We start from the raw sequence: 24,239 nt of genomic DNA on the forward strand, positions 1-24,239 counted from the left end.
GCAGGTCAGGTCGCTATCGCAAGCAGGCTCGCTCACACAGGTGTTTTGCTATACATTTTCTGCCCGCCCATTGCATGGTGAAACCGCTTCATGTCTCTTGCGCTCGAACGTCTAGTCGCTGGCACGCCGATCCCTTTCGCCGGTAACCGTGTCACTGTGGTCAGCCCCGAACTGGCGGCACGCTTCCAGCCCGGAGACCACTTGCTGGTAGAACAGGTCAGCGGCGAGTTGCTGTTGATCCCGGTGGCTGATCAGCAGGCGGCCGCCTTGGCAATCGAACGCGCGCAAGCGGCGTTTGCTGCGATGTCGGCGGTGTCGGATCAGGCGATCAGCAACTTCTTCGACCTGTTCGCCCAGCGTCTGGAAACCCCGCAGTGCTGGGCCTTGATCGAAGCCGCCAACCAGGCTGACATCGAGCGAGCGAAGTCCCGTGGCCGGTCGACCACGCGTTTGCTGGCCGATGAACGCATGCGTCGCGACATGATTGCCGGCCTGCGCGCCTGGCGAGACGCCTCTGCCACCCGTGGCAAAGTGATCAGCTGCGTCGAGCACGACGGCTGGAAGGTCGAGCAAGTGGTGTCGCCGCTGGGCATCGTCGCGTTTGTCTTCGAAGGTCGACCTAACGTTTTTGCCGATGCCGCGGGTGTTTTGCGCACGGGGAACACCGCGGTGCTGCGCATCGGCAGCGATGCGCTGGGCACCGCCCAAGCCATTGTGGCCCATGCGTTGAATCCGGCATTGAGTGATGCCGGGTTGCCGAGCGGCGCGGTATCACTGGTGGAAAGCGTCAACCATGCAGCCGGTTGGGCGATGTTTGCCGACCGGCGCCTGTCGCTGGCCGTGGCCCGTGGTTCGGGACGTGCCGTCAGCCAGTTGGGCAGTATCGCGCAACAGGCCGGAACGGCTGTCAGCCTGCACGGTACCGGTGGTGCGTGGCTGATCGCGGATACCGATGCCGATACCGGTCGCTTCGCCAGCGTGGTGCGCAACTCCCTCGACCGTAAAGTCTGCAACACCCTGAATGTTTGCCTGATCCATCGCAACCGCGCCGCCGAACTGGTGCCGGTGTTTCTCGATGCCTTGCAACAGGCCGGCAAGGCACGGGGCCAGGGCTGCAAGTTGCACATCGTCGAAGGCAGCGAAGCATGCCTGCCGGCCGATTGGCTCAATGCAACCGTCGAGGTTTACCGCGCCGAAGGCTACCAGAGCGAAGCCTTGGTCGAGCCGTTGCCCGAGGATCAACTGGGCCGCGAGTGGGAGTGGGAAGAAACGCCGGAAGTCAGCCTGAAAATCGTCGACGACCTGGACAGCGCCATTGCCTTGTTCAACCGCTACAGCCCGCAGTTCACCGTGTCGCTGATCAGCGAAGATGCCGCGACGCAGGAGCGTTTCTACAACGCAGTCAACGCGCCTTTTGTCGGCAATGGCATTACCCGTTGGGTCGATGGCCAGTACGCGCTCAACAAGCCGGAGCTCGGTTTGTCGAACTGGGAGAGCGGGCGCCTGTTTGCGCGCAGTGCGATTCTCTCGGGCGATGGCGTGTTCACCATCCGCAGCCGCATGACCCAGATCGATCTGGGCGTCAAACGCTGAGTGATTCAGCTGGGCGACCGCCGCAATGGCGGTCGCCATCGCCTTGATCAGGCCGCTTCCATTGCTTTGCCAGGCACAGCGCAAGTGCCAGGATGCTCAGCCAGCGGCAGAAAACGATGGCTGCTGCCATCGAGTGCATCGATCGAGCCTGTTTCGATGTCATAGACCCAGCCGTGCAAATTCAGCAGACCTTTTTCCTGGGCCAGGCGCACGCTTGGATGAGTCTGGATGTTGGCCAATTGCGCGATCACATTCTCGCGCACCATCGCGCTTATTTTCGCCGTTTGCGTAACGTGAGGCCGTGACTCGTTGATGACTTTCGCCGACTCGGCGTGCTGCAACCAGCCGCTGACGGCGGGCAGGTGATCCATGCAGGTGCATTTGGCGACAGCGGTCATTGCGCCACAGTCCGAATGCCCGCAGATGACGATATCCGTTACGCCCAACACGGCAACAGCGTATTCGACGGTGGCCGACACACCACCCGGATGAGGGCTGTAGGAGGGCACGATGTTGCCGGCGTTACGGATTACGAACAACTCGCCGGGTTCTTGCTGGGTCAGCAATTCGGGCACTACACGGCTGTCGGAACAGGTGATGAACAAGGTACCCGGTTGTTGCGTGGTGGCCAGGTGTTTGAACAAGTCGGTGCGTTGTGGAAACACTTCTTTCTGGAATTTTACAAAGCCTTCGATGAGCGCTTTCATGGCGGCGTCCTCATGGATGAGCGGATTTGGCCCGCACGGTGGTACGGGCCGTTTTCGACTTAGAACGGACGCAGGGGCAGGAACTTGCCGTCGAGCGTAATCACTGCGCGCGAACCGCCTTCCGGGTCTTCGACTTTTTTCATGTCGAGCTTGAAGTTGATCGCACTGATGATGCCGTCGCCGAACTGCTCATGAACCAGAGCCTTCAAGGTGGTGCCGTAGATCTGGATCATTTCGTAGAAGCGGTAGATGGTCGGATCGGTCGGGACACCCGCAAGGCTGCCGCGCAGCGGGATGATCTGCAGGCGAGCCACCGCCTCGGCATCCAGGTCGAGTTTCTCGCCGATCACCTCTGCGGCGCTTTGCGGCAGTGGATGCTGGCCGAGAAGTGCAGCGGTGACATAGGCAAGGCCCAGGCCGGTGCCGTCAGCCAGGTCTTGCCACGACAGATTTTTGCGAGCTTTGGCATCGAGAATTGCGGTGGTCAGGGCCAGGCTTGGATCGTTATAGGCGTGAGACTGTTGCATGGTGGTTCTCCTGTCGCTGGGGGAAGTGTCTGGGTGTGAAGCCATCTTCTTCCGTTCAATCCATAGCGTCCAAGACCGATATACAATGCAAGGCATAAGTACTGCCTATAGATAGAAAGGTCTGAGCATGCTGCTGCGACATCTGCGTTACCTGTTGGCCGTGGCTGACCATGGCGGCTTCACCCGTGCGGCCGAAGCCCTGCATGTTTCCCAGCCAACGCTTTCACAACAGATCCGGCAACTGGAAGAGACCCTGGGTGTCAGCCTGTTCGATCGCACGTCGCGTACGGTCAAGCCGACCGACGCGGGTCAGGCGTATATCGAATGCGCTCGGCGGGTGCTGATAGAGCTGGAGGCGGGCAAGCGTGCGCTGCACGACGTGAAGGATTTGTCCCGGGGCACTTTGCGTCTGGCCATGACCCCGACTTTCATGGCCTACCTGGTGGGGCCGCTGGTGCGCGATTTCGTGGCGCGTTACCCGAACATTCACCTGGAGGTGTTCGAGCTGTCGATGGACGACATCGAAACCGGGTTGGCGCAGGACTCTCTGGACATCGCGATTGCGTTTGATCAGGTGAGAAACCCTGATATCGAATCGATTCCTGCATTTACCGAAACCCTGGGATTGATGGTCGGCCAGGCGCATCCGTTGTATGAAAGCCGGGACACCGTGACCCATGACCAGGTGGCGCAGCTGCAGTTTGCCTTACTCAGCGCAGATTTTTTCACGCGCACCTGCATTGACGAGTATTTCACCCGGGCGCAGATAACGCCGAAAGTGGCGATCGAGGTCAATTCAGTCAACACGCTGTTGGAAGTCATTCGGCATACGGCAATGGCTACAATCCTTCCGGAGCCCATTGCAACCAGCGACCGCGCTCTGCGCATGATCCCGCTAGCGGGGGAGGCGCCCCAGCGTGGCGCTGCATTACTGCGTCGTAAAAACAACTATCACAGTGCGGCGGCTTTGGCTTTTGTGCAGGTGGTGTTGGCTGCTGGTATGTCTTGATTGGCAACATTCCCCACTTTCATTGAGCCATTAAAAAGGGCCTGCTCTTATCAGGAGCAGGCCCTTTTTATTTATGAGTCAACAATGACTCATTTCAATTAGTAGAACCGATCAATCACCCGAACTTCGTTCTTGTTCTGCATCGAATCCCAGGCCTGTTTCAGCGTTTGCAGGACATTGCCGATGAAGTCTTTGTCGGCCGCGGCTTTTTTGCCGACATAGCCCTGGCCGCGACGGTACATCTTCAGTCGGGCGAGCAGGTTCTGGTTGTTCTGGTCGAACTCTGCTTCATGGGCATGTGGCGACAGGCAGTCGATATGAACCTGACCCGATTTGCTGATCCACAGGATATGGCTGTCGTGGCTGTCTTTCTTTGCCGCGAACATACGAGCCAGTTCTTCGATAGTAGGTTGATTGTTCAGATTCATGATAAAGCCCCCTTGACCATTTGGTGATCTTTCAAAGTTGATTCGCTAATACAAGTAGCCCATCGGTTAGTTGATCCCTGGCACCGAAACCAGGACGTCAGCAGCCGTCCGTCATAAGCGACGAGGTCCTGCGTCTGTTGCATGTAGTCGTGTTGAATAACTGCTACGCAATAGCGTCACAACGAAGAGAAGCGGCGATAACCTTTGGCCCCTGCCGACGTTTTCAAGGTCGGCCACAAGCTTCATGAGGATGGATCGCCAGCGCTTCTCGTCCTTGTACTGGACGTTCAGGCCAGGTCAGCTTCTTCAATCTGCCTTGTGGGCAGCGTGTATCCGGAAAAAACAGCTCGGCGGTCAGACGAGCTTGCTCAAGCGTGTTGCGTGTACTCCCGATCGGGGAGACGTCTGCATCATGCAAGGGCAAATCGTGCTCGTCAACGGTTTTGTAGTGATTATTTTCAGTCACTACATATTGTCGGACAAAGCTGGGAGGAATTAAAAAAGGCGCTGTAAAGGCGTCACTCAGGCTGGCGGTGCTGGCGCCTCGAAGCGGTAAAGGGTGCAGGGATAACCTTCTACCGTGAGGAAATGTCGAGTAAAACCGCCTGCGCTGAGATCGGGCATCACGGTGGCCCAGAACAACCGAGCAGGCAGGTTCGCTTCGATGTGGAAAATTTGCCATTGACCGGGAAATCGGCTCAAGAGGGTGGAAACGACAAACCTGGCGACACCCTGGCCACGAAAGCGTCGGCTGACAAACAAGTAGCCGATGTTGTAATCGGCGCCGGGCAAGTGGGTGTTGTCATCCACGGTCACGAAACCCGCCAGTTCGCCGTCGACCCGGATCAAAAACGGTCGGGTGGCGGGTTTTTGCCAATAGTCCGACAAGGGGCGAAGGCTGAAAAAGCCGTGTTCGCTCAGTTTCAGCGGCAACCATTCACTGAAGTCGTAGGTGTAGAACTGCATCAGGTTTTCAATGGTTTCCAGTTCGTCGCGTTGCGCGGCGTGCAGTTCTATCGAGGGCATACTGGTGAACTCCTGTCTTGATGCCAGGACAGTATGGCCGATCAACCCTTGCTCGCCGGTTTCGCGCTGCGTCTGGTGCCAGCCGCTGCTTTGCGCTTGGCAGGCTTGCGCTTGTTTTTCCATGGCGTGGCACCGCGTCCGGCGGGGCTTGCCGGACCGCTGATGGTCAGGTTCAAACCGGCACATCGACTGACCTGTTTGCTCATCCAGGCCGCCTGTTTGGCAACGAACTCTTCGAGGCTCATTTCCCCGCTCTGCACCATGTCCAGGGCTTGCTCCCAAATGGCCGTAGTGCCCGGATCGGCAATGGCGCGAGGCACCGCATCGATCAGACTGAAAGCGGCCGGCGTGGCAGAAAGAGCCTTGCCGTTCTTGATCAGGTAACCACGGTCGAGCAGACCCTGGATGATCGAGGCGCGGGTCGCTTCGGTGCCGATACCCGTGGTGTCCTTGAGTTTCTGCTTGAGCAGAGGGTCTTCCACCAGTTTGGCGACGTTTTTCATCGCCTTGATCAGGTCGCCCTCGGTGAACGGTTTGGGCGGTTGGGTCCACAGGTCCTTGAGCTGCACGCTGGCCACTGCGCAATCAATTCCTTCGCGCAGGTTGGGCAAGGTTTGAGGCGCTGGGGCTTCACGACCTTTCGCCGGGGCAAGCGCTTCGGGCAGGGCGCGTTTCCAGCCGGGATCGACGATTTGTTTGCCCACCGCGCGCAAGGCTTCACCGGCACAGTCGAAATCAGCCTGGGTGCGGTCATACTCGTGATTGGGCAGAAACTGCGCGAGATACCTGGCCCTGATCAGCGTATAGACCGCGCGGTGCTTGCCGGTCAGGCGTTCGAGGTTTTTGGCCGCAGCAGTAGGGATGATGCCGTGGTGCGCACTGACCTTGGCATCGTTCCAGGCCCGTGAGCGCCTATGGGGCTCCAGGTGATCGCGCAAGGCATCCAGCGCCGGATCGGCTTGCCTGAGGGCGGCGAGAATCGCCGGTGCTTCGACGTGCTGGCTGACGGGCAGATAGCCGCAGTCACTGCGCGGGTAGGTGATCACCTTGTGGGTTTCATAAAGTGCCTGGGCGATGTCGAGGGTTTCCTGAGCGCCGAGCCCGAGTTTCTTCGAGCAGACTTCCTGTAGCGTGCCCAAATCGAAGGGCAGTGGCGCCACTTCACGCATGCGTTCGGTGCGCAGCTTGATCACCCGGGCACTTGCCGCGCCCATCATTGCTGTGGCTGCCTGTTGGGCCAGTGCCTGATTCAGGCAGCGATCCTGATCGTCGCAAACTCCGGATGCCGCGCGCCATTGCGCGGTGAAAGCAGTGCCGTCGTGCAGCAGTTGCACGTCGATGGCCCAGTAGGCGACCGGGACGAAGTCGGCAATGCTGCGGTCGCGATCCACCACCAGGCGCAGGGTAGGGGTTTGCACCCGGCCTACCGGTAACACACCCTGATACCCGGACTGGCGCCCGAGCAGCGTGAACAGTCGACTCATGTTCATGCCGATCAACCAGTCGGCACGACTGCGCCCCAGTGCGGAATGGTAGAGATTGAAGGTTTCGGCGCCTGGTTTGAGCGACGCGAGGGCTTTGCGGATCGAGGCGTCGTCCAGCGCCGACAGCCACAGGCGGCGGATCGGGCCGCGATACTTGCAGTGCTCCACCAGTTCCCGGGCGATCATCTCGCCTTCGCGGTCGGCGTCGGTAGCAATGATCAGTTCCGACGCTTCACCGAGCAGACGTTTGACCGCCTTGTACTGGCTCGCCGTGCGCGGCTTGACGGTCATCTTCCATGTGCCCGGAATGATCGGCAGGTCGGCCAGTACCCAGCGCTTGTAGCGCGCGTCATAGGCATCCGGCGGCGCGGTTTCCAGGAGATGGCCGATGCACCAGGTCACCGTGACGTCCGTGCCCAGCCAGCAGCCGTCGCCCCGGCGTCTGGCGCCGAGCACAGCCGCGATGTCTTTGGCCTGGGAAGGTTTTTCACAGAGGTACAGCCGCATAACCACCATCGTTGATCAGTGTCCGGGGAGGTGCACAGGATGGCGGGTGATGCGCGCCGGAGCAATCATTATCTGTATGGATGTACAGCCTTGGCGTTGCATTTGATTTCATCGCCTTCGCAATCCGTTCGGCTGCGAGGCCGCCAAGGTCAGCCAAGTTGCGTTATACCTGATGAATCGACTCATCACCGTCTCGAGGAACGTATACATGAAAACTTCAGGTCCCAGCCCTGTCATCACCATTGCCGAGCAGCCCGGTTGCCTGTTGGTGAAGTTTCACGGGATCCAGGTCGCGGCGTCCTCCCGCGCGCTGGTGCTGCTTGAGGCCAACTACCCACCGGTTTACTACGTGCCCCGCGAAGACATCGACGAGAAGTATTACGCCCGCACCGATCACACCAGTTACTGCCCGTACAAAGGTGATGCCAGTTATTTCAGTCTGCAAGTGCCAGGGCACGAAGGAGCTAACGCCGTGTGGAGTTATGAAAACCCCAAAGTGTCGGTGGCGCAGATCCGTGAATACATGGCGTTTTATCCCGACCAGGTGAAATTCGAGGTGGTCGAGCTTGAAGAGTGATTGTCTGTGCGGCTGACGAATCGTTTGCGTACACGGCAGGAACAAGCATCGTCAGTCGGTATTCTTGATTGCCTGTACCAGGGTGCTCTCGTCGATCTGAGCAATCGACGTCACCCCGGTCAGCGTCATCGCCACACGCATTTCCCTGGCAAAGATATCCAGCATGTTCTCCACTCCGCGTTGACCATCGGCGGCCAGCGCGTAAGCCATCGAACGCCCCAACAACACGCCCTTGGCGCCCAGCGCCAGCATGCGCACAACGTCCAGCCCTGAGCGGATGCCCGAATCGACCAGCACCGTCAGGTCATCGCCAATCGCTTGTTTGATCGGCGGCAATGCCTGGGCAGTGGAGAGAACCCCGTCCAGCTGCCGGCCGCCGTGGTTCGACACGACAATGCCATCGGCACCGAAACTCACCGCGTCCTTGGCGTCCTGCGGGTCGAGAATGCCTTTGATGATCATCGGGCCTTTCCAGAAATCGCGAATCCATTCCAGGTCGCTCCAACTGATCGATGGATCGAAATTGTTGGCCAGCCAGCCCATGTAGTCTTCAAGTGTCACGGCTTTGCCGAGGTACCTGGAGATATTCCCCAGATCATGCGGCCGGCCCATGAGGCCGACGTTGTACGCCCAGTCGGGTCGGGTCATCGCTTGAAGCATGCGCCGCGATGACGCAAAAGGCCCGGACATGCCCGAGTGGGCGTCGCGGTAGCGGGCGCCGGGGGTTGGCATGTCGACGGTGAACACCAGGTTCTTCACCCCGGCAGCTTTCGCCCGTTCCAGGGCGTTGCGCATGAAGCCGCGGTCCTTGAGCACATACAGCTGAAACCAGATGGGTTGCTCGCTTTGCGCCACGACTTCCTCGATCGAACAGACCGAGACGGTGGACAGGCACAGGGGGATGCCTTTGTTCTGCGCCGCTCTCACGGCCTGCACCTCACCACGGCGGGCGAACATGCCGGTCAGCCCCACAGGCGCGAGGATGATCGGCATGGCAAGAGGTTGATCGAAGAGGGTGGTTTCCAGGCTCAAAGTTTCGACGTTCTTGAGGATACGCTGGCGCAGGCTGATGCCGGTCAGGTCGGCGCTGTTGGCCCGCAGGGTATGTTCCGCGTAAGCGCCGCCATCAATGTAATCGAACAAAAAACGTGGGAGTTTGCGACGTGCTGCCTCGCGATAATCGGATGCAGAGGAAATGATCATGCCGGTGCCTCGGTCAGTGTAGGAGCGAGCCTGCTCGCGATGGTCGTTAACGATAGCGCGTGCCTTCAGGTTGAACACGGCGCTCTTGAGACCTATGCGAGCGAACTCGCTCCTACAGAATCCAGTTTGTGAGTTGGCTGTCAGTTCTTGTCCAGATCGACGTTGCGCGTCTCACGCAAACAGATCATCCCCACCACCAGGCTCACCCCGGTGATCAGCACCGGATACCAGAGCCCGTAGAAAATGTCCCCGGTGTAGACCACCAGGGCAAACGACACGGTCGGCAAGAAGCCGCCGAACCAGCCGTTACCGATGTGATAGGGCAGCGACATCGAGGTATAGCGGATGCGCGTCGGGAACAGTTCGACCATCAGTGCCGCCAGCGGGCCGTAGCACATGGCGGAGATGATGATCAGTGCCACGATCAATGCGACGATCATTGGCTTGTTGATTTGCTGCATGTCGGCCTGTTGCGGGTAACCGGCGAGGGTGACCGCGCCGCGCAATGCGGCTTCGTCGAAACCGTCGATCTTCACGTCGCCCACGCTGACTTGCACGCCGCTGCCGGCTGGAGCCGCCGCGCTGGCGTAGGGCAAGCCTTGCTTGACGAGGAAGGTCTTGACCTTGTCGCAGGGGCTATCAAATTTCGCCTTGCCGACCGGGTCGAACTGGAAGGTGCAGGTGGCCGGGTCAGCCAGCACGGTGATCGGTGCCTGGCGGCTGGCCAGGTCAATCGCCGGGTTGGCGTAGTGGGCCAGGGTCTTGAAGATCGGGAAGTACAACACGGTCGCCAGCAACAGGCCGAGCATCAGCACCGGCTTGCGTCCGACCTTGTCCGACAGCCAGCCGAAGAAGATGAAAAACGGCGCGCCGATGGTCACGCTGACGATCAGCAAGCCATTGGCCACGGCCGGGTCCATTTTCAGAAACTGGGTGAGGAAGAACAGCACGTAAAACTGCGCCGCATAGAAGGTCACGGCTTGGCCGGCGTTGATGCTGAACAGGGCGATCAGCACGACCTTGAGGTTTTCCCATTTGCCGAAAGAATCGCGGATCGGCGATTTGCACAGCTTGCCTTCTTCCTTCATTTTCACGAAGGCGGGGGATTCATGCAGGCTCAGGCGAATCCAGGTCGAGATGCCCAGCAGAATGATCGAAAACAGGAACGGAATGCGCCAGCCCCAGACTTCGAACTGATCGCCGGTGAAGTAGCGGCAACCGAGTACCACCAGCAGCGACAGCAACAGGCCGAGAGTGGCGGTGGATTGAATCCAGCTGGTGTGGAAGCCGCGTTTGCCGATGGGCGCGTGTTCCGCCACATAGGTCGCGGCGCCACCGTATTCACCGCCCAGGGCCAGGCCCTGGAGCATGCGCAGCACCACGAGAATGATCGGCGCGGCAATGCCGATGCTGGCGTAGGTCGGCAGCAAGCCGACACAGAAGGTCGCCAGCCCCATGAGAACGATGGTGGCGAGGAAGGTGTATTTGCGTCCGATCATGTCCCCCAAACGGCCAAACACCAGGGCACCGAATGGCCTGACGATAAACCCGGCGGCAAAGGCCATCAGGGCAAAAATGAACGCCGTGGTGTCGTTGACTCCGGCGAAAAACTGTTTGCTGATGACCGCCGCGAGGGCGCCATAGAGGAAAAAGTCATACCACTCGAACACTGTTCCAAGTGACGAAGCGAAGATGACTTTCTGGGTTTCCTGGCTGGTGCCCTCGCTGCGCACGGCTTCCAGGGGCTGAACGTGTTCTGACATATCGGTATCCCTCACAGTGATTGTTTTTGTTGTTCCACTGATGTTGCGTATTCCTTGCAGGGGGTGATGCTCGATGTCCGTGAAACCAGTAACGTCCCTGTGGGAGTGGGCTTGCCCGCGATTGGGAAGGGGCAGTCAGCATGAATGTTGACTGTCATGCCGTCATCGCGGGTAAACCTGCTCCCACAGGGATGGTGTTTGCAGCATTGAGAATCATGTGTGCCGCTTTCTCCGCGATCATCAGCGTAGGCGAACAAGTGTTGCCGGAAGTGATGCGCGGCATGATCGACGCGTCGGCGATGCGCAGGCCGGGAATGCCTTGCACGCGCAGTTCGGCGTCGACCACCGCGTCCGCGTCGTTGCCCATCCGGCAAGTGCCCACCGGATGGAAAATCGTAGTGCCGATGCGCGCGGCGGCTTCGTGCAGTTGTTCTTCGCTTTGCAGGTTGTCTCCGGGCAGATATTCGACCGGTTTGAACGCCTTCAGGGCCGGTGCGGCAACGATGCGCCGGGTCAGGCGAATCGCATCGGCGGCGACCCGCAAGTCTTCCGGATGGCTCAGGTAGTTGGGTTGTATCAGCGGTGCTTCCTGCGGGTTGGCCGAACGGATCTCCACCCGGCCACGGCTCTGCGGACGCAAGTCACAGACCGACGCGGTAAACGCCGGGAACGTATGCAATGGCTCACCGAAGCGCTCCAGCGACAGTGGTTGCACGTGGTATTCAAGATTGGCCGAGGTCTGCTCCGGACCGGAGCGGGCAAACGCACCGAGCTGGCTCGGCGCCATCGACAGCGGGCCGCTGCGGTCGTACAGGTAACGCAGGCCCATGCCCATTTTGCCCCACAGGCTGCCAGCGATTTGATTGAGGGTGCGGGCGTTTTCCAGTTTGTAGATCAGCCGCAGTTGCAGATGGTCCTGCAGGTTGCCGCCGACGCCGGGCAGTTCATGGACGACGCCGATGCCCAAGCGTTGCAGCAGCGGGCGAGGGCCGATACCGGAACGTTGCAGAATGCTTGGCGAGCCCACGGAACCGGCGCAGAGGACGATTTCCCTGCGTGCCTTGAAAGTTTTCGGCTGATTTTGCCAGCGGGCGCTGACCGCTGACGCGCGGCCGTTTTCCAGCAATACGCGGTCAACTTCAACGCCGGTCAACACGGTCAGATTGGCGCGGTTGCGCACCGGTTTGAGGAATGCCTTCGCCGCGTTCCAGCGGATGCCGGCCTTCTGATTGACCTGGAAGTAACCGCAACCTTCGTTGTCGCCCTGGTTGAAGTCATCGATGCTGGCGATGCCGCTTTGCTCGGCAGCGCTGCGGAACGCATCGAGAATCGGCCATGACAAACGCTGGCGTTCGACCCGCCAGTCGCCGCTGGCACCGTGAAATTCGGAGTCGCCGGCAAAATGGTTTTCGCTTTTCTTGAACAGCGGCAACACGTCCTGCCAGCGCCACCCGGGGTTGCCTTCGGCTGCCCAGCCATCGTAGTCCCCGGCCTGGCCACGCATGTAGATCATGCCGTTGATTGACGAGCAGCCGCCCAGCACTTTGCCCCGTGGGTAACTCAGGGCGCGACCCTGCAGGCCAGGTTGAGCTTCGGTCTTGAAGCACCAGTCGGTGCGCGGGTTACCGATGCAGAACAGGTAACCCACGGGAATATGAATCCATGCATAGTTGTCGCGGCCACCGGCTTCGAGCAACAGAACCCGGTGTTGTGGGTTGGCCGATAGCCGATTGGCCAGCAAACACCCGGCGGGACCGGCCCCGACCACGATGTAATCGTATTCATCAAGGGAAGACTGCATCCCTGACCTCGTCTTGTTGTTCTTGTTGTCGGTCATCCTAGTTGTTAGCTTTCGTCAAAAGAATGTTAGTTTTTGCGCAGCTGCTGTGCGTTTTTAAACAGCGACGACCTAAGGATGGACGATGTTCGACTGGAATGACCTGCGGTTTTTTCTCGAATTGCAGCGCAGCGGGCGTTTGCTTACCGCTGCCCGCCGTTTGAACACCACGCACGCCACCGTGGCGCGGCACATCGAGGCCATCGAAAAGAGCCTCGGCACCGCGCTGTTCGTGCAGCATGCCCAGGGGTATGAACTGACCCCGTCCGGCGAAGCGCTGCTCAAGCATGCGGAAGCGATGGAGAACGTCGCGCTGTTGGCACAGGAGGAAATCACCCAGTCCACGGCACCGCTGGGCAAGATCCGCGTCGGGGTCACAGAAGGGCTGGGCATCATGTTTCTATCCAGCCGCATGAACGGTTTGTTCGAACGTTACCCGGGGCTGGAAGTGGAACTGGTCGCGGTGCCGCGTTTTGTCAGCATTCTCAATCGCGAGGCGGAAATCAGCATCCACCTCGAACGGCCATCGGCGGACATGCTGGTCACGCGCAAGCTCACGGACTATCGCCTGGCCCTCTACGCCAGTCAGGACTACCTCGATCGTTCGCCGCCGCTGGGCAATCGAGAGGATCTGGGGCGCCATGCGTGGATCGGCTACGTCGACGACTTGTTGTTCAGTCAGGAACTGATGTTCCTCAACAGCTTCTGCCGCAACCCGCAGGTGGTCTTTCACAGCACCAGCGTTATCGCCCAGCAACAGGCTGCGCGCGCAGGTCTGGGGATTGCCGTTTTACCGTGCTATATGGCCAGCGCCGATCCCGGGTTGGTACCGCTGTTTCCCGATGAAAGCATTCTGCGCAGCTACTGGATCAGTACCCGGCGCGAGCTGCACAAATCGGTGCGGCTGCGGGTGATGTGGGATTACGTGGTGGAGTTGTGTGAGCGCGAGCAGGGGTTGTTGTTGGGTTAAGGAAGGATTTCAAACGCCGTACTGGCCAGCCGTTCGCCATTGACCATGATGTGCACCGCATGACGACCGGCGTAATGCCTGCGGGTGGTCAGTTCTTTGATGTGCTGGCCGCGGCTCAGTTGCTCGGTGGCTTTGCCGGGCAACGTCAGGGCTTTGAGCTTGAACACCTTGGCCGAGGTGCTGCCGTTGGCTTTCACGTAGTCGATGGCATAGTCGATCACCAGTCGCTGGCTGTCCTCGACCTTGGATTTGACGGCAAAGGACAGGGTGATTTTCTCCCCCAGGCCAATCACTGGCGGGTTGACTCGCACATCGACGATCTCGACTTCAGGCTTGCCACCCGCGCCGATGATCGCCAGCGCTCGAGGGTTGCCCTGTTTGATCAGGCTGCGTAGTGCATGTTTGGCGATCCACGCGGTGTGTTTGTTGTCCAGCGACCAGCCTTCAATCAGCTCAAGCACCCAGTCGGGATGATCCTTGGTGATGTCGTTCAAGTGGTTGGCCACGGACTTGCGCACATACAGGCTGGTGTCGGCCTTGAGATTGTCGAGGATCTTCGCCGCCAGGCTCGGGTCGGCCTGGACTTGCTCCAGGCGAAACGACCACGGCAGTCGCGGACGGCAACCTTCACTGGCCAGCCTCCGGACATGCTCGTTGTCGTCCAGTGACCAGTCGTGCATCAGCTTCAGCGAGCGCTCGAGGTCCCTGCGCAGGAAGTGGCGAATGGCAAACTCCGAGGAACCGAATGCAGTGAAGTACTTGAGCGCGTCCATCGATACGTCGAAGCGATCGGCACCGTAAGCCGCCACGTACTGCGGCAGGCACATGCTGACGAAGCCACTGTTGAGGCGCGGGGCGAGGGCGCGCAGGACTTCGAGCGATGCTTCATAACCCAGCGGCAACACCGCGTGCAGGCATTCGCTGACGCGTGCCATGCGTTGCATGACCGACAGGTCCGCCAGGCCGGTGCTGGCCAGTTTGAGGAATCTCTGCGCATCGAACTCCGGATAGACCGCCGTCATTTCGCTGGCGATATGCTGGAGGCGCTCGACGTTGAAGATTTCCTTGAGGGCGGGGGATTGATCGGCAGCCATTACGAGTTCCTTGGTCGTTGTGATTTATCCGGTACACCGCGTTATCGTTCCGACGAGGCCAGTACTGCCACCTCAATTGTTCTTGGCTTGCTCTTCCAGCTGATCCGCCTCAAACAACCGCGCCAGTTCCGCCCGCGCTTCCTGTGCTGTCTGCTTGACCTTCACCGCATCGTCGTAAATCGAATGCTGGGTTTCGAGCACCTGTTCGTCGTGATGCTTGAAGCGCTTGATCCGTGCGTCGGCCTGGGCCTGGGTCAGGCCGAGTCCGATCAGGGTTTGCCGGCTCATTTCCAGGCTCGAATAAAAGGTTTCGCGCACCGCGTAGGCCCCCACGTCCATCAACCGATGTACATGTTGGCGGTTGCGTGCGCGGGCGATGATCTTGATGTGCGGGTAGAGCTTGCGCACCAGTTCGGCGGTCTTGATGTTGGTGTCCGGGTCATCGGTGGCGATCACGAAGAATTCGGCTTCGCCGACCTTGGCCGCACTGAGGATTTCCGGGCGCATCGGGTCGCCGTAGAACACCGGCACGCCGCCGAAGCTGCGCGACAGTTCAATGGTTTCCACGGAGGTGTCGAGGGCAACGAACTTGATGTTCTGTGCCCGCAGGATACGGGCGACGATCTGCCCCATGCGACCCATGCCGGCGATCACTACCCGGGGTTCATCAGTGTCGATTTCGCGGAATTTTTCCGGCACTGCCACAGCTTGCACCTTGGGGCTGACAAGACGCCCACAGATCAGCATCAACAAGGGCGTCAACGCCATGGACAGGGTAATCGCCAATACCAACAGGTCGTACAGGCGCGGGTCGAACAAGCCATGATCGCGACCAATCTTGAACACCACGAAGGCAAATTCACCGCCGGCGGCCAGGACAATGCCGAGTCGAATCGCGCTGACCTTGTTCAAAGCGCCGGCCAGTTGTCCCAGGATAAACAGCAGTGGCAATTTGACGGCGATCAACAGCACCGTCAGGCCCAATACCACGATGGGCTCGCGCAGCAACAGACTGAGGTTCGCGCCCATGCCGACACTCATGAAAAACAGCCCCAGCAACAGGCCCTTGAACGGCTCGATCTGCGCTTCCAATTCGTGGCGGTACTCGGAGTCCGCCAGCAGCAGGCCAGCAAGAAATGCGCCGAGGGCCATGGAAATGCCCGCCAGATCCATCAGCCATGCGGTGCCCATCACCACCAGCAACGCGGTCGCGGTGGACACTTCCGGCAAACCGCTCTTGGCCACCACGCGAAACACTGGCCGCAACAGATAGCGTCCACCGATCACTACAATGGCGATGCTCACCAGCACGCGCAAACCCTGATTGACATCGTCGGCCGCAGTCACGTTTTCAGCGCTACCGGCCAGCAGCGGCACCATGGCGATCAGCGGGATCGCGGCGATGTCCTGAAACAGCAGAATCGCAAAGGCCAGACGCCCGTGAGGGCTGGTCAGTTCCTTGCGTTCGGCAAGGCTTTGCAGGCCAAACGCAGTGGACGACAACGCCAGACCCAGGCCCAGAACGATGGCGGTGTTCAACGGTTGTCCGAAAACATACAGCGCCAGCACGCCCAACACTGTTCCTGTCAGCAACACCTGCGCCAATCCGACCCCGAACACTGACTTGCGCATCACCCACAACCGTCTTGGCGACAATTCCAGGCCAATGATGAACAGCAGCAACACCACACCGAGCTCCGAGATGTGCGCAACGCTTTCCGTATCGCTGATCAGGCCCAGCCCCGAGGGGCCGATGATCACCCCGGCAAACAAATAACCGAGTACCGCACCCAATTGCAGGCGCTTGGCCAGGGGAACGGTAAGCACGGCCGCGAGCAGAAACACGACTGCGGCTTGCAACAGACTGCCTTCATGGGGCATGGCGAAAACTCCATTAACTCGGTACGGCGGGGCGACAAGGATAAAGGCTCGACCCGGTCGCGTCAGCATAGTGTTTCAACCGAGTTGTTACATTTTGCATTAATTGGTTACATTTATAGAATAATCGAATCAATCTGATCCCCGCGCCGAGTCCATCCCATGGCCATCAATTTCGACCTCAACGATCTGCAAGCTTTTCGCGCCGTGGTGGAGCAGGGCAGCTTTCGCAAGGCGGCCGATACCGTACGCATCTCCCAGCCGGCCCTGAGCCGGCGTATTGAAAAACTCGAGGACGCCCTCGGGGTGAGGTTGTTCGAACGCACCACCCGCAAGGTCAGTCTGACCCAGGCCGGTCGCGGCTTCATGCCCAGCGTCGAGCGCTTGCTGGATGATCTGGACGTGGCACTGCTAGGCATCAGCGAAGTCGCATCGACCCGGCTGGGCCATGTCACTGTCGCTTGTGTGCCGTCGGCGGCCTACTACTTCATGCCCCGCGTCGTCGCGCACTATCACCGGCAATTTCCGCGGATCAAGGTCAAAGTACTGGATTCCAGTGCCCATGAAGTGCTGAGTGCGGTGGTCAACGGTGAAGCGGATTTTGGCCTGAGCTTCATGGGTACGCTGGAGGCCGAGGTGGATTTCGAGCCGTTGGTGCAGGAGGGCTACGTCGTGGCCTGTCGGCGTGATCACCCCTTGGCGAGCCGTACCAGCGTGACCTGGGACGAGTTCTATCAGCAGGACTACATCTCGCTGGACAAGAGCTCGGGCAACCGCTTTTTGCTGGATCAGGCGTTGACTGGTGTGGTGCCACAGCGGCCGAGCATCTGCGAAACCCGGCATGTGACGACGATGATCGGGCTGGTGGAGGCGGGGTTGGGTGTTGCCGCGGTGCCGCTGATGGCGATGCCGGGCGAAGATCACCCGATCCTGACGCGGGTGCCTCTGACCGATCCGCAAGTGATGCGCAGCGTCGGTTTGATCAAGCGCCGGGGTCGCACTCTGACCCCGGCAGCACTTGAACTGGAACGTTTGGTGGTGGCGATGAAAGTCCAGCTGCCGGCTATCAGCGGCTGACAGAATCCAGGCCGGTGGCTTTTACATCTGCTTGCGCCTGGGCCGATGCCATGTACTCAAGCAACGCCTTGGCCTGCGCGGGGTGTTGCGCGCCAACCGGAATACCCGCGGCGAAACGCGTGACCGACTGCACTGATTCCGGAATCTTCGCGACAAAACTCACCCCTGGTACCGGCAGCAGTTCGCTGACCTGCTGGAAACCCAACTGATAGTCGCCGGTGGCAACCACCGATCCCACAGGAATCTTCGGCACCATGGTCGACTTGGCTTTGAGCGAGTCTTCGATGCCCAGGCGTTTGTACAGTTGCTGCTCGATGTACACGCCACTGGCGCTGTCGGAATAGGCCACGGACTTGGCGTCCAACAAAGTTTTTTTCAGGTTGTCGACGGTGCTGATATCGGGCTTGGGTGCACCCTCGCGCACCACCAGACCGATCCGCGAATCCGCCAGTTCAACCCGGGACGACGGGTCGACCTTGCCTTGCTTGATCAGATCGTCAAGCGCGTAGCCGACCATGATCACCACGTCGGCCTGTTCACCGCGGGCCAGGCGATTAGGGATCGCTTCCGGGGCCTTGCCCATCGACGGACCGAGGGCAGTGTTGAGGGTGTTGCCGGTGGCTTCGGCGAACTTCGGGCCGAGGATCTTGTAGGCCGCGGTGAAGCCCCCGGAGGTCATCACGCGTAACTCTTCGGCCTGTGCCGCGGTGCTTAAGGCCAGGCTGACCAGCCAGCTCATGGCCGCAACGTTGAAAAGCTTTTTCATAGGGATTTCTCTAACAAGGCAGGTTTACGAAAGGGCTGGTTGCAGGCGACCGCTGGCGCGGCGATAGAGATAAAACGTCGCGCAGAGCGCACAGAGCGCGGCGAAGCTCATCCAGTAGCCAGGCGCCGCTTTGTCGCCGGTGTACTGAATCAGGAACGTCGACATCGCCGGGGTGAAGCCGCCAAACACGGCGGTGGCCAGGCTGTAAGCCAGAGAGAAACCCGCAACCCGTACTTCGACCGGCATGATTTCCGTCAGCGCCGGGATCATTGCGCCGTTGTACAAGCCATAAATAAACGACAGCCACAGCAGCACCAACAGCATGTTGATGAAGCTTGGCGCCTGCACCAGGTACGACAGGGCTGGATAGGTCGAGGCCAATGCCAGCAGGGCCATGGCAATCAACACGGGACGACGGCCGACGCGGTCGGAGAGTGCGCCGCCAATCGGCAACCAGAAGAAATTCGACACGCCCACCAATAAGGTGACCAACAGCGCATCAGACGTGCTCAGGTGCAGCACGGTTTTGCCAAAAGTTGGCGCGTACACGGTGATCAGGTAAAACGCAGTGGTGGTCAGGGCGACCATCATCATCCCGGCAAAGACAAGCACCCAGTTTTGCGCGAGCGTGCGGAACACCTCTGCCATGCTCGGACGTGATTTGCGGGTGGCGAACTCTTCGGTTTCTTCCAGGTTACGGCGCAGGAAGAAAATGAACGGCACGATCATGCAGCCGACGAAGAACGGAATCCGCCAGCCCCAGTCGGCAATCTCCGATGGCGCCAGCCATTGGTTCAGGCCATAGCCCAAGGCTGCGGCAACAATGATCGCCACTTGCTGACTGGCCGACTGCCAACTGGTGAAAAAGCCTTTGTTACCCGGTGTGGCGATCTCCGCGAGATACACCGAGACGCCGCCCATTTCCGCGCCGGCGGAGAACCCTTGCAGCAACCGGCCAATCAACACGAGCGCCGGGGCGAACAGGCCGATGGTTTCGTATCCGGGGACCAGCACAATCAGAATTGTGCCGCTGGCCATGATCGACAGGGTGACGATCAGCCCTTTGCGCCGGCCAACATCATCGATGTATGCACCCAGCACCACTGCGCCCAGAGGTCGCATCAGGAAACCGGCGCCGAACACGGCAAAGGTCATCATCAGCGAGGCGAACTCGCTGCTGGCCGGGAAGAACACGGCCGCGATCTGTGTGGCATAGAAGCCGAACAGGAAGAAGTCGAACTGTTCGAGGAAGTTACCCGAGGTAACCCGGAAAATGGCGCTGGCGCGAGAGCGTCCGCGCGGGATTGAGGCTGTCATCGATAAATACTCCACCGCTTTTATGACGTGCGCTGCCTGGACGCGGCGCACGGATCTTATTGAGGCGAATGGTGGAGCAGGGCGATCGATATGTTAATTGCATAGTTGGCATGTATTGATGCGTGAAGCGGATCAATAAAAGCATCTGAATTCAGTGTGTTGTTCAGAAAAACTCATCGGAACAAAGGAGGCCATGGTTGCCAATCGCGGACAAATCTGGGAAAACGGCGCCCAACAGGCCTAAGGGCGAAAGAGCATACGAGTGAATTCAATGAACGACGAACTTCAGGTAATCGATATTCAGGCCGGTGACGGTAAAGCGGCCGTCAAAGGCGCGTTGATCACCACCCAATACCGTGGCTGGCTGGAAGACGGCTCTGAGTTCGATTCTTCCTACAGCCGTGGCAAACCGTTCCAGTGCGTGATTGGCACTGGTCGTGTCATCAAGGGGTGGGATCAGGGAATCATGGGCATGCAGGTTGGCGGCAAGCGCAAGTTGCTGGTCCCGGCGCACCTGGCTTATGGCGAACGCACGATGGGCAAGATTCCGCCGCATTCGAACCTGATCTTCGAGATCGAGTTGCTGGAAGTGCTGACGCGGGAGGATTGAGTGGCGGGGGAGATCTACAGCAACTGGCCTGTATCCCAAAGGTGCACCAGATCCCCCGGTGCCTGGTCTTCCGGCACTTTGAGCACCATGTGGTCTTCCTGTTCGCCCTGCCGGTAGCTCACCTCGACCTGGTAGAAACGCTGGTCGCTACGCCCGGATTCCGATGTGTCGAGGGGCAGGCAGCCTTCCAGTACCGAGCAGATACGAGTGCGCTGGCTGATGTCGCATTGCGCAAACTCGATCTCCCGAGGTCGGCTCAGGGCGTGAATCGGCGCAAAGCCGCCTTGGCGGGAAAGGCGGACCCGGGCGTCGTCGCCTAATGCAGGCAGGGTTTTCATTTGACCTCCGTGATGTCGATACCCGTTTGAGACCAGCCCTGGCGCACAGCGTCGACCTCCTGTGCACCGAAGCGCTGGCCGGCATGGTCGATGGTCAGTCGAGCGAAAGCATCGAAACTGGCGTCCGGACTCAGGCGTTTGTCGCACAGCGCGTCGTACCAGATTACTCCGGCTTTCTTCCAGGCGAACCCGCCGAGTGCCCTGGCCGCGAGATAAAACGCGCGATTGGGAATGCCCGAATTGATGTGCACGCCGCCATTGTCCTCTTGAGTGATGACAAATTTGCGCATGTGATCCGGTTGCGGGTCCTTGCCCAGCAATGGGTCGTCATAGGCTGTGCCTGGATGGGACATCGAGCGCAAGCCCCGGCCGTTGATTTTTGCCGTGAGCAAATCCGAGCCGATCAGCCAATCTGCCTGCTCGACGGTATGTCCGAGAACGTATTGCTTGGTAAGGATGCCAAAAACGTCCGACAGTGACTCGTTCAAGGCCCCGGACTGATTGGCATAGATCAGCCCGGCCGTGCTTTCAGTCACGCCATGAGCCAATTCATGGGCGACCACGTCCAGCGAGCGGGTGAAGCGCTGGAAAATTTCCCCATCGCCGTCACCGAAGACCATTTGTGCACCATTCCAGAAGGCGTTTTCGTAGCCCAGGCCGTAATGCACGCTGCCGACCAGTGCGAATCCTTGGTTGTCGATCGAATCGCGACCGAGCACCTTCCAGAAAAAATCATAGCTGGCACCCAATGCATCGTAAGCTTCATCGACGGCTGCATCACCCGTGGCCGGCTGGCCTTCCAGGCGCACTGGCATTCCCGGCAGGAGCATTTTGTTTTGCGCGTCGTGCAGGCTGCGCTGGACCACGCCCGGTTTCCCGAGTTGCGGCAGAATTGCCCGCTCCGGCGGCCGCACAGGGGGACCGGGATTGTGCAGCAGGCTTTGCACATGATGCAGGGTGATCATTGCCGCCGTGCGTTGCGGCTCTGAACCGTGGGCGATGATACGGTTGAGAATGTAGGGCGGGATAAAACTGCGCGGTGTTTGTGAGTCGGTCATCAGTGCATCCCTGGCGTGATAGATGTCGATACTGATGAGATCCAGACACCTCGCGTTCGGTTCCGTGCCGGTTTTTGACGAGTGTGAAGTGCTTGGCAATCAGTACAAATGATCAGCACGCTCACCCTGTAGATTGAGAGCGTGATGTCTGATGACGCTCGAAATATACCTCGAAAAGACATCACGTTTATTTCATTAAATATTGATATTTAAGGATATTTTATTTAATGGTGTAACCGCTATCGACTACCCAGTCCTGACCGATGACGTTACGGGCACCGTTGCCGAGCTGGAATAGAATCACGTCGGCGACAGCGCCTGGTTCGAGGAAACGGCCGTCGAGCAAGCGTTGATTGACCGTGCTGGCGACAGCGCTCAATTGCTCATCCTTCAAGCCCAGCGTTGACCAGATCGGTGTCGCAGTCGGGCCGGGGGACACCGTGTTGATGCGAATGCCGTGGGGCGCCAATTCGACCGCCAGCGTGCGGGCATGGTGAATCAGCGCGGCTTTTGAGGCGATGTAGGCGGCGAGGCCGGGAAAGGTCACTTGCGCCAGGAAAGTACCAATGAACACCACCGAGGAGGATGCCGCCAGTTGACCGCGCAAGCACGCCAGGGTGTTCAATGCCCCGGCACCGTTCACCGCCCATTGCCGGTCGAACGCTGCCAGATCCAGGCCATCGGCCAGCTCCGCAATGCCGGCGTTCGGCACCAGATAGCTCACCGGCCCCAGGGTTGCCGCCTGCTTTGCCAGCCGCGCCAGGTCGGCGGGTTGGGTCACGTCACCCGCCACCCATGACAGCTGCGTCGGGAAACGTTCAGCCAATTCACCGAGGCCGCCAATCTGACGCGACATTGCCAGCACACGGGCACCCTGAGCCAACAGACGTTCGGTGACAGCCAGGCCGATTCCGGAACTGGCACCGGTGACGACAGCCAGATGATCCTTAAAAGCAGTGTTCATAAATGCGTTCCTTTTTGGTCAATGAGCTTTCGCAGTTCACGTTCCAAAAAGCAGGCCAATGTGCCGGGCCTTGATTCTCGGGGCTTTGAGGGATGTTGTAGTTATTGTGACTTGATCGGTTTGGTGTCTTTCTGACTGCGTGATGGTCGATATGATTGCATAAATCCATGTAGGAGCAAACGTGCTGGCGATAGCGGCGTGCCAGTCATTGGGGATGTTGAATTTGAGGTCGCCATCGCGAGCAGGCTCGCTCCCACAGGTATCTGTCGGGCAGGCAAAAAAAAAATCGCCGCCTCCGAGTACCGAAGGCGGCGATTTTTCATGGCGGGTAGAGGTCAGGTCAAACCTTGACGATCCAGCCCGCTGGCGCTTCGATGTCGCCGGTCTGCACGCCAGTCAGCTCTTTGTAGAGCTTCTGGGTGATCGGGCCGACTTCGGTTTCGCTGTGGAACACGTGCAAGTGGTCGTTGTAGCTGATGCCGCCGATTGGCGTAATTACCGCAGCGGTGCCGCAGGCGCCGGCTTCCTTGAAGTCCGACAGTTTGTCGATCAGCACGTCGCCTTCAACCACTTCCAGGCCCAGACGGGTCTTGGCCAGCTCGATCAGCGACAGGCGAGTGATGCCCGGCAGTACTGACGGCGAGTTCGGGGTCACGAACTTGTTGTCATGGGTGATACCGAAGAAGTTGGCCGAACCGACTTCTTCGATCTTGGTGTGGGTCATCGGGTCCAGGTAAATGGCGTCGGCGAAGTTGGCTTTCTTGGCCTTGGAACCCGGCATCAGGCTGGCGGCGTAGTTGCCACCGACTTTGGCTGCGCCGGTGCCTTGTGGTGCGGCACGGTCGTAGCTGGAAATCTGGAAGTTGTGCGGGGTCAGGCCACCCTTGAAGTAGGCGCCGACGGGAATGCAGAAGATCGAGAAGATGAACTCGGGGGCGGTGCGCACGCCGATGTTGTCACCCACGCCGATCACGAACGGGCGCAGGTACAGCGCACCGCCGGTGCCGTAAGGCGGGATGAAGCGCTCGTTGGCGCGAACCACTGCCTTGCAGGCTTCGATGAACTGTTCGGTTTCTACCTGAGGCATCAGCAGACGCGCACAGCTGCGCTGCATGCGCAGGGCGTTCTGGTCCGGGCGGAACAGGTTGATCGAGCCGTCCTTGCAACGATAGGCCTTCATGCCTTCGAAGCATTGCTGGCCATAGTGAAGGGCCGTCGAGCCTTCGCTGATGTGCAGCACGTTGTCTTCGGTCAGGGTGCCTTTGTCCCACTCGCCATTGCGAAAATACGACAGATAGCGCTTGTCGGTCTTGATGTAGTCAAAACCCAGCTTGTCCCAATTGATGCTTTCGTTACCCATGACACCCTCTATCACTGAACAACCGTCGAAACGGTTCAAGGCTTCTGACGTTTTTTGGATGGGCACAACAATACTTCATTCCGGGCCTGTTTCGCAGCCCGGTCTATCGGCTATTTGCCGCCGACTAGACAATGCTCGAAATCCTG

General features: G+C 59.4%; 22 protein-coding genes. 6 read left to right on the plus strand and 16 right to left on the minus strand.

What is annotated here, in order from left to right; translation table 11 throughout:
• The first annotated feature begins 90 nt into the window (after positions 1–90).
• On the plus strand, positions 91–1,593 hold the full coding sequence (locus tag ASD60_RS07895) for an aldehyde dehydrogenase family protein (RefSeq protein WP_056853472.1): 1,503 nt from the start codon (positions 91–93) through the stop codon (positions 1,591–1,593).
• A gap of 47 nt (positions 1,594–1,640) precedes the next feature.
• Here the strand turns inward: ASD60_RS07895 and ASD60_RS07900 are convergent, their stop codons facing one another.
• Complete coding sequence (locus tag ASD60_RS07900; protein ID WP_056853473.1) at positions 1,641–2,300, minus strand: carbonic anhydrase; 660 nt, start codon at positions 2,298–2,300, stop codon at positions 1,641–1,643.
• A 59-nt stretch (positions 2,301–2,359) separates the two neighbouring features.
• Positions 2,360–2,827, minus strand: coding sequence for a cyanase (gene cynS, locus ASD60_RS07905; protein WP_056853474.1), 468 nt, complete (start codon positions 2,825–2,827; stop codon positions 2,360–2,362).
• A 127-nt stretch (positions 2,828–2,954) separates the two neighbouring features.
• Here cynS and cynR point away from each other — a divergent pair, with 127 nt between their 5' ends.
• Entirely contained in the window at positions 2,955–3,836 is an 882-nt protein-coding gene (gene cynR / locus ASD60_RS07910; RefSeq protein WP_056853475.1) for a transcriptional regulator CynR, read from the plus strand.
• A 98-nt stretch (positions 3,837–3,934) separates the two neighbouring features.
• On the opposite strand, the gene ASD60_RS07915 is transcribed toward cynR, so the two are convergent.
• The 3 genes from ASD60_RS07915 to ASD60_RS07930 all read right to left on the minus strand — a co-directional run bounded on the left by ASD60_RS07915 (position 3,935) and on the right by ASD60_RS07930 (position 7,281).
• A complete protein-coding gene (locus tag ASD60_RS07915; RefSeq protein WP_056853476.1) occupies positions 3,935–4,264 on the minus strand; it encodes a hypothetical protein in 330 nt (109 codons plus the stop codon).
• A gap of 522 nt (positions 4,265–4,786) precedes the next feature.
• A complete protein-coding gene (locus tag ASD60_RS07925; RefSeq protein ID WP_056853478.1) occupies positions 4,787–5,290 on the minus strand; it encodes a GNAT family N-acetyltransferase in 504 nt (167 codons plus the stop codon).
• 41 nt (positions 5,291–5,331) lie between these two features.
• On the minus strand, positions 5,332–7,281 hold the full coding sequence (locus tag ASD60_RS07930; RefSeq protein ID WP_056853479.1) for a DNA topoisomerase III: 1,950 nt from the start codon (positions 7,279–7,281) through the stop codon (positions 5,332–5,334).
• Positions 7,282–7,489: 208 nt separating this feature from the next.
• Here ASD60_RS07930 and ASD60_RS07935 point away from each other — a divergent pair, with 208 nt between their 5' ends.
• Positions 7,490–7,858, plus strand: coding sequence for a DUF427 domain-containing protein (locus ASD60_RS07935; protein WP_056853480.1), 369 nt, complete (start codon positions 7,490–7,492; stop codon positions 7,856–7,858).
• A 51-nt stretch (positions 7,859–7,909) separates the two neighbouring features.
• On the opposite strand, the gene lldD is transcribed toward ASD60_RS07935, so the two are convergent.
• The 3 genes from lldD to ASD60_RS07950 form a co-directional block, all read right to left on the minus strand.
• Complete coding sequence (lldD, locus tag ASD60_RS07940) at positions 7,910–9,061, minus strand: FMN-dependent L-lactate dehydrogenase LldD (RefSeq protein WP_056853506.1); 1,152 nt, start codon at positions 9,059–9,061, stop codon at positions 7,910–7,912.
• A 140-nt stretch (positions 9,062–9,201) separates the two neighbouring features.
• Positions 9,202–10,824, minus strand: coding sequence for an MFS transporter (locus ASD60_RS07945; protein ID WP_056853481.1), 1,623 nt, complete (start codon positions 10,822–10,824; stop codon positions 9,202–9,204).
• Between the two features lie 154 nt (positions 10,825–10,978).
• Entirely contained in the window at positions 10,979–12,625 is a 1,647-nt protein-coding gene (locus ASD60_RS07950) for a GMC family oxidoreductase (RefSeq protein ID WP_056853482.1), read from the minus strand.
• A gap of 121 nt (positions 12,626–12,746) precedes the next feature.
• On the opposite strand from ASD60_RS07950, the gene ASD60_RS07955 reads away from it, so the two are divergent.
• The gene (locus ASD60_RS07955; protein ID WP_056853483.1) at positions 12,747–13,631 is read left to right on the plus strand and encodes a LysR family transcriptional regulator; all 885 of its coding nucleotides are present in this window, start codon (positions 12,747–12,749) and stop codon (positions 13,629–13,631) included.
• On the opposite strand, the gene ASD60_RS07960 is transcribed toward ASD60_RS07955, so the two are convergent.
• Both ASD60_RS07960 and ASD60_RS07965 read right to left on the minus strand, forming a co-directional pair.
• Positions 13,628–14,725: a DNA alkylation repair protein gene (locus tag ASD60_RS07960; RefSeq protein WP_056853484.1), complete on the minus strand. Its 1,098-nt coding sequence runs from the start codon at positions 14,723–14,725 to the stop codon at positions 13,628–13,630. The two genes, ASD60_RS07955 and ASD60_RS07960, sit on opposite strands and share 4 nt — an antisense overlap.
• A gap of 72 nt (positions 14,726–14,797) precedes the next feature.
• Complete coding sequence (locus ASD60_RS07965) at positions 14,798–16,606, minus strand: monovalent cation:proton antiporter-2 (CPA2) family protein (RefSeq protein ID WP_056853485.1); 1,809 nt, start codon at positions 16,604–16,606, stop codon at positions 14,798–14,800.
• 159 nt (positions 16,607–16,765) lie between these two features.
• On the opposite strand from ASD60_RS07965, the gene ASD60_RS07970 reads away from it, so the two are divergent.
• On the plus strand, positions 16,766–17,680 hold the full coding sequence (locus ASD60_RS07970; RefSeq protein WP_056853486.1) for a LysR family transcriptional regulator: 915 nt from the start codon (positions 16,766–16,768) through the stop codon (positions 17,678–17,680).
• On the opposite strand, the gene ASD60_RS07975 is transcribed toward ASD60_RS07970, so the two are convergent.
• Together ASD60_RS07975 and ASD60_RS07980 are read right to left on the minus strand one after the other, a co-directional pair.
• The gene (locus tag ASD60_RS07975; protein ID WP_056853487.1) at positions 17,670–18,446 is read right to left on the minus strand and encodes a substrate-binding domain-containing protein; all 777 of its coding nucleotides are present in this window, start codon (positions 18,444–18,446) and stop codon (positions 17,670–17,672) included. The genes ASD60_RS07970 and ASD60_RS07975 overlap by 11 nt on opposite strands.
• Before the next feature lie 24 nt (positions 18,447–18,470).
• The gene (locus ASD60_RS07980) at positions 18,471–19,763 is read right to left on the minus strand and encodes an MFS transporter (RefSeq protein WP_056853488.1); all 1,293 of its coding nucleotides are present in this window, start codon (positions 19,761–19,763) and stop codon (positions 18,471–18,473) included.
• A 271-nt stretch (positions 19,764–20,034) separates the two neighbouring features.
• Between ASD60_RS07980 and ASD60_RS07985 the strand changes: the two genes are divergently transcribed.
• Positions 20,035–20,373, plus strand: a complete 339-nt coding sequence (locus ASD60_RS07985; protein WP_056853489.1) for an FKBP-type peptidyl-prolyl cis-trans isomerase — start codon at positions 20,035–20,037, stop codon at positions 20,371–20,373.
• A gap of 14 nt (positions 20,374–20,387) precedes the next feature.
• On the opposite strand, the gene ASD60_RS07990 is transcribed toward ASD60_RS07985, so the two are convergent.
• The 4 genes from ASD60_RS07990 to ASD60_RS08005 form a co-directional block, all read right to left on the minus strand.
• A complete protein-coding gene (locus ASD60_RS07990) occupies positions 20,388–20,711 on the minus strand; it encodes a protealysin inhibitor emfourin (RefSeq protein ID WP_056853490.1) in 324 nt (107 codons plus the stop codon).
• On the minus strand, positions 20,708–21,769 hold the full coding sequence (locus ASD60_RS07995) for a M4 family metallopeptidase (protein WP_056853491.1): 1,062 nt from the start codon (positions 21,767–21,769) through the stop codon (positions 20,708–20,710). Before ASD60_RS07995 ends, ASD60_RS07990 begins: the two co-directional genes overlap by 4 nt.
• Positions 21,770–21,989: 220 nt before the next feature.
• Positions 21,990–22,733: an SDR family NAD(P)-dependent oxidoreductase gene (locus tag ASD60_RS08000; protein WP_056853492.1), complete on the minus strand. Its 744-nt coding sequence runs from the start codon at positions 22,731–22,733 to the stop codon at positions 21,990–21,992.
• Between the two features lie 340 nt (positions 22,734–23,073).
• Entirely contained in the window at positions 23,074–24,093 is a 1,020-nt protein-coding gene (locus ASD60_RS08005; RefSeq protein ID WP_056853493.1) for a branched-chain amino acid aminotransferase, read from the minus strand.
• Between the last annotated feature and the right edge of the window lie 146 nt (positions 24,094–24,239).

It is taken from the genome of Pseudomonas sp. Root562, from assembly GCF_001427125.1.
Lineage (GTDB): Bacteria > Pseudomonadota > Gammaproteobacteria > Pseudomonadales > Pseudomonadaceae > Aquipseudomonas.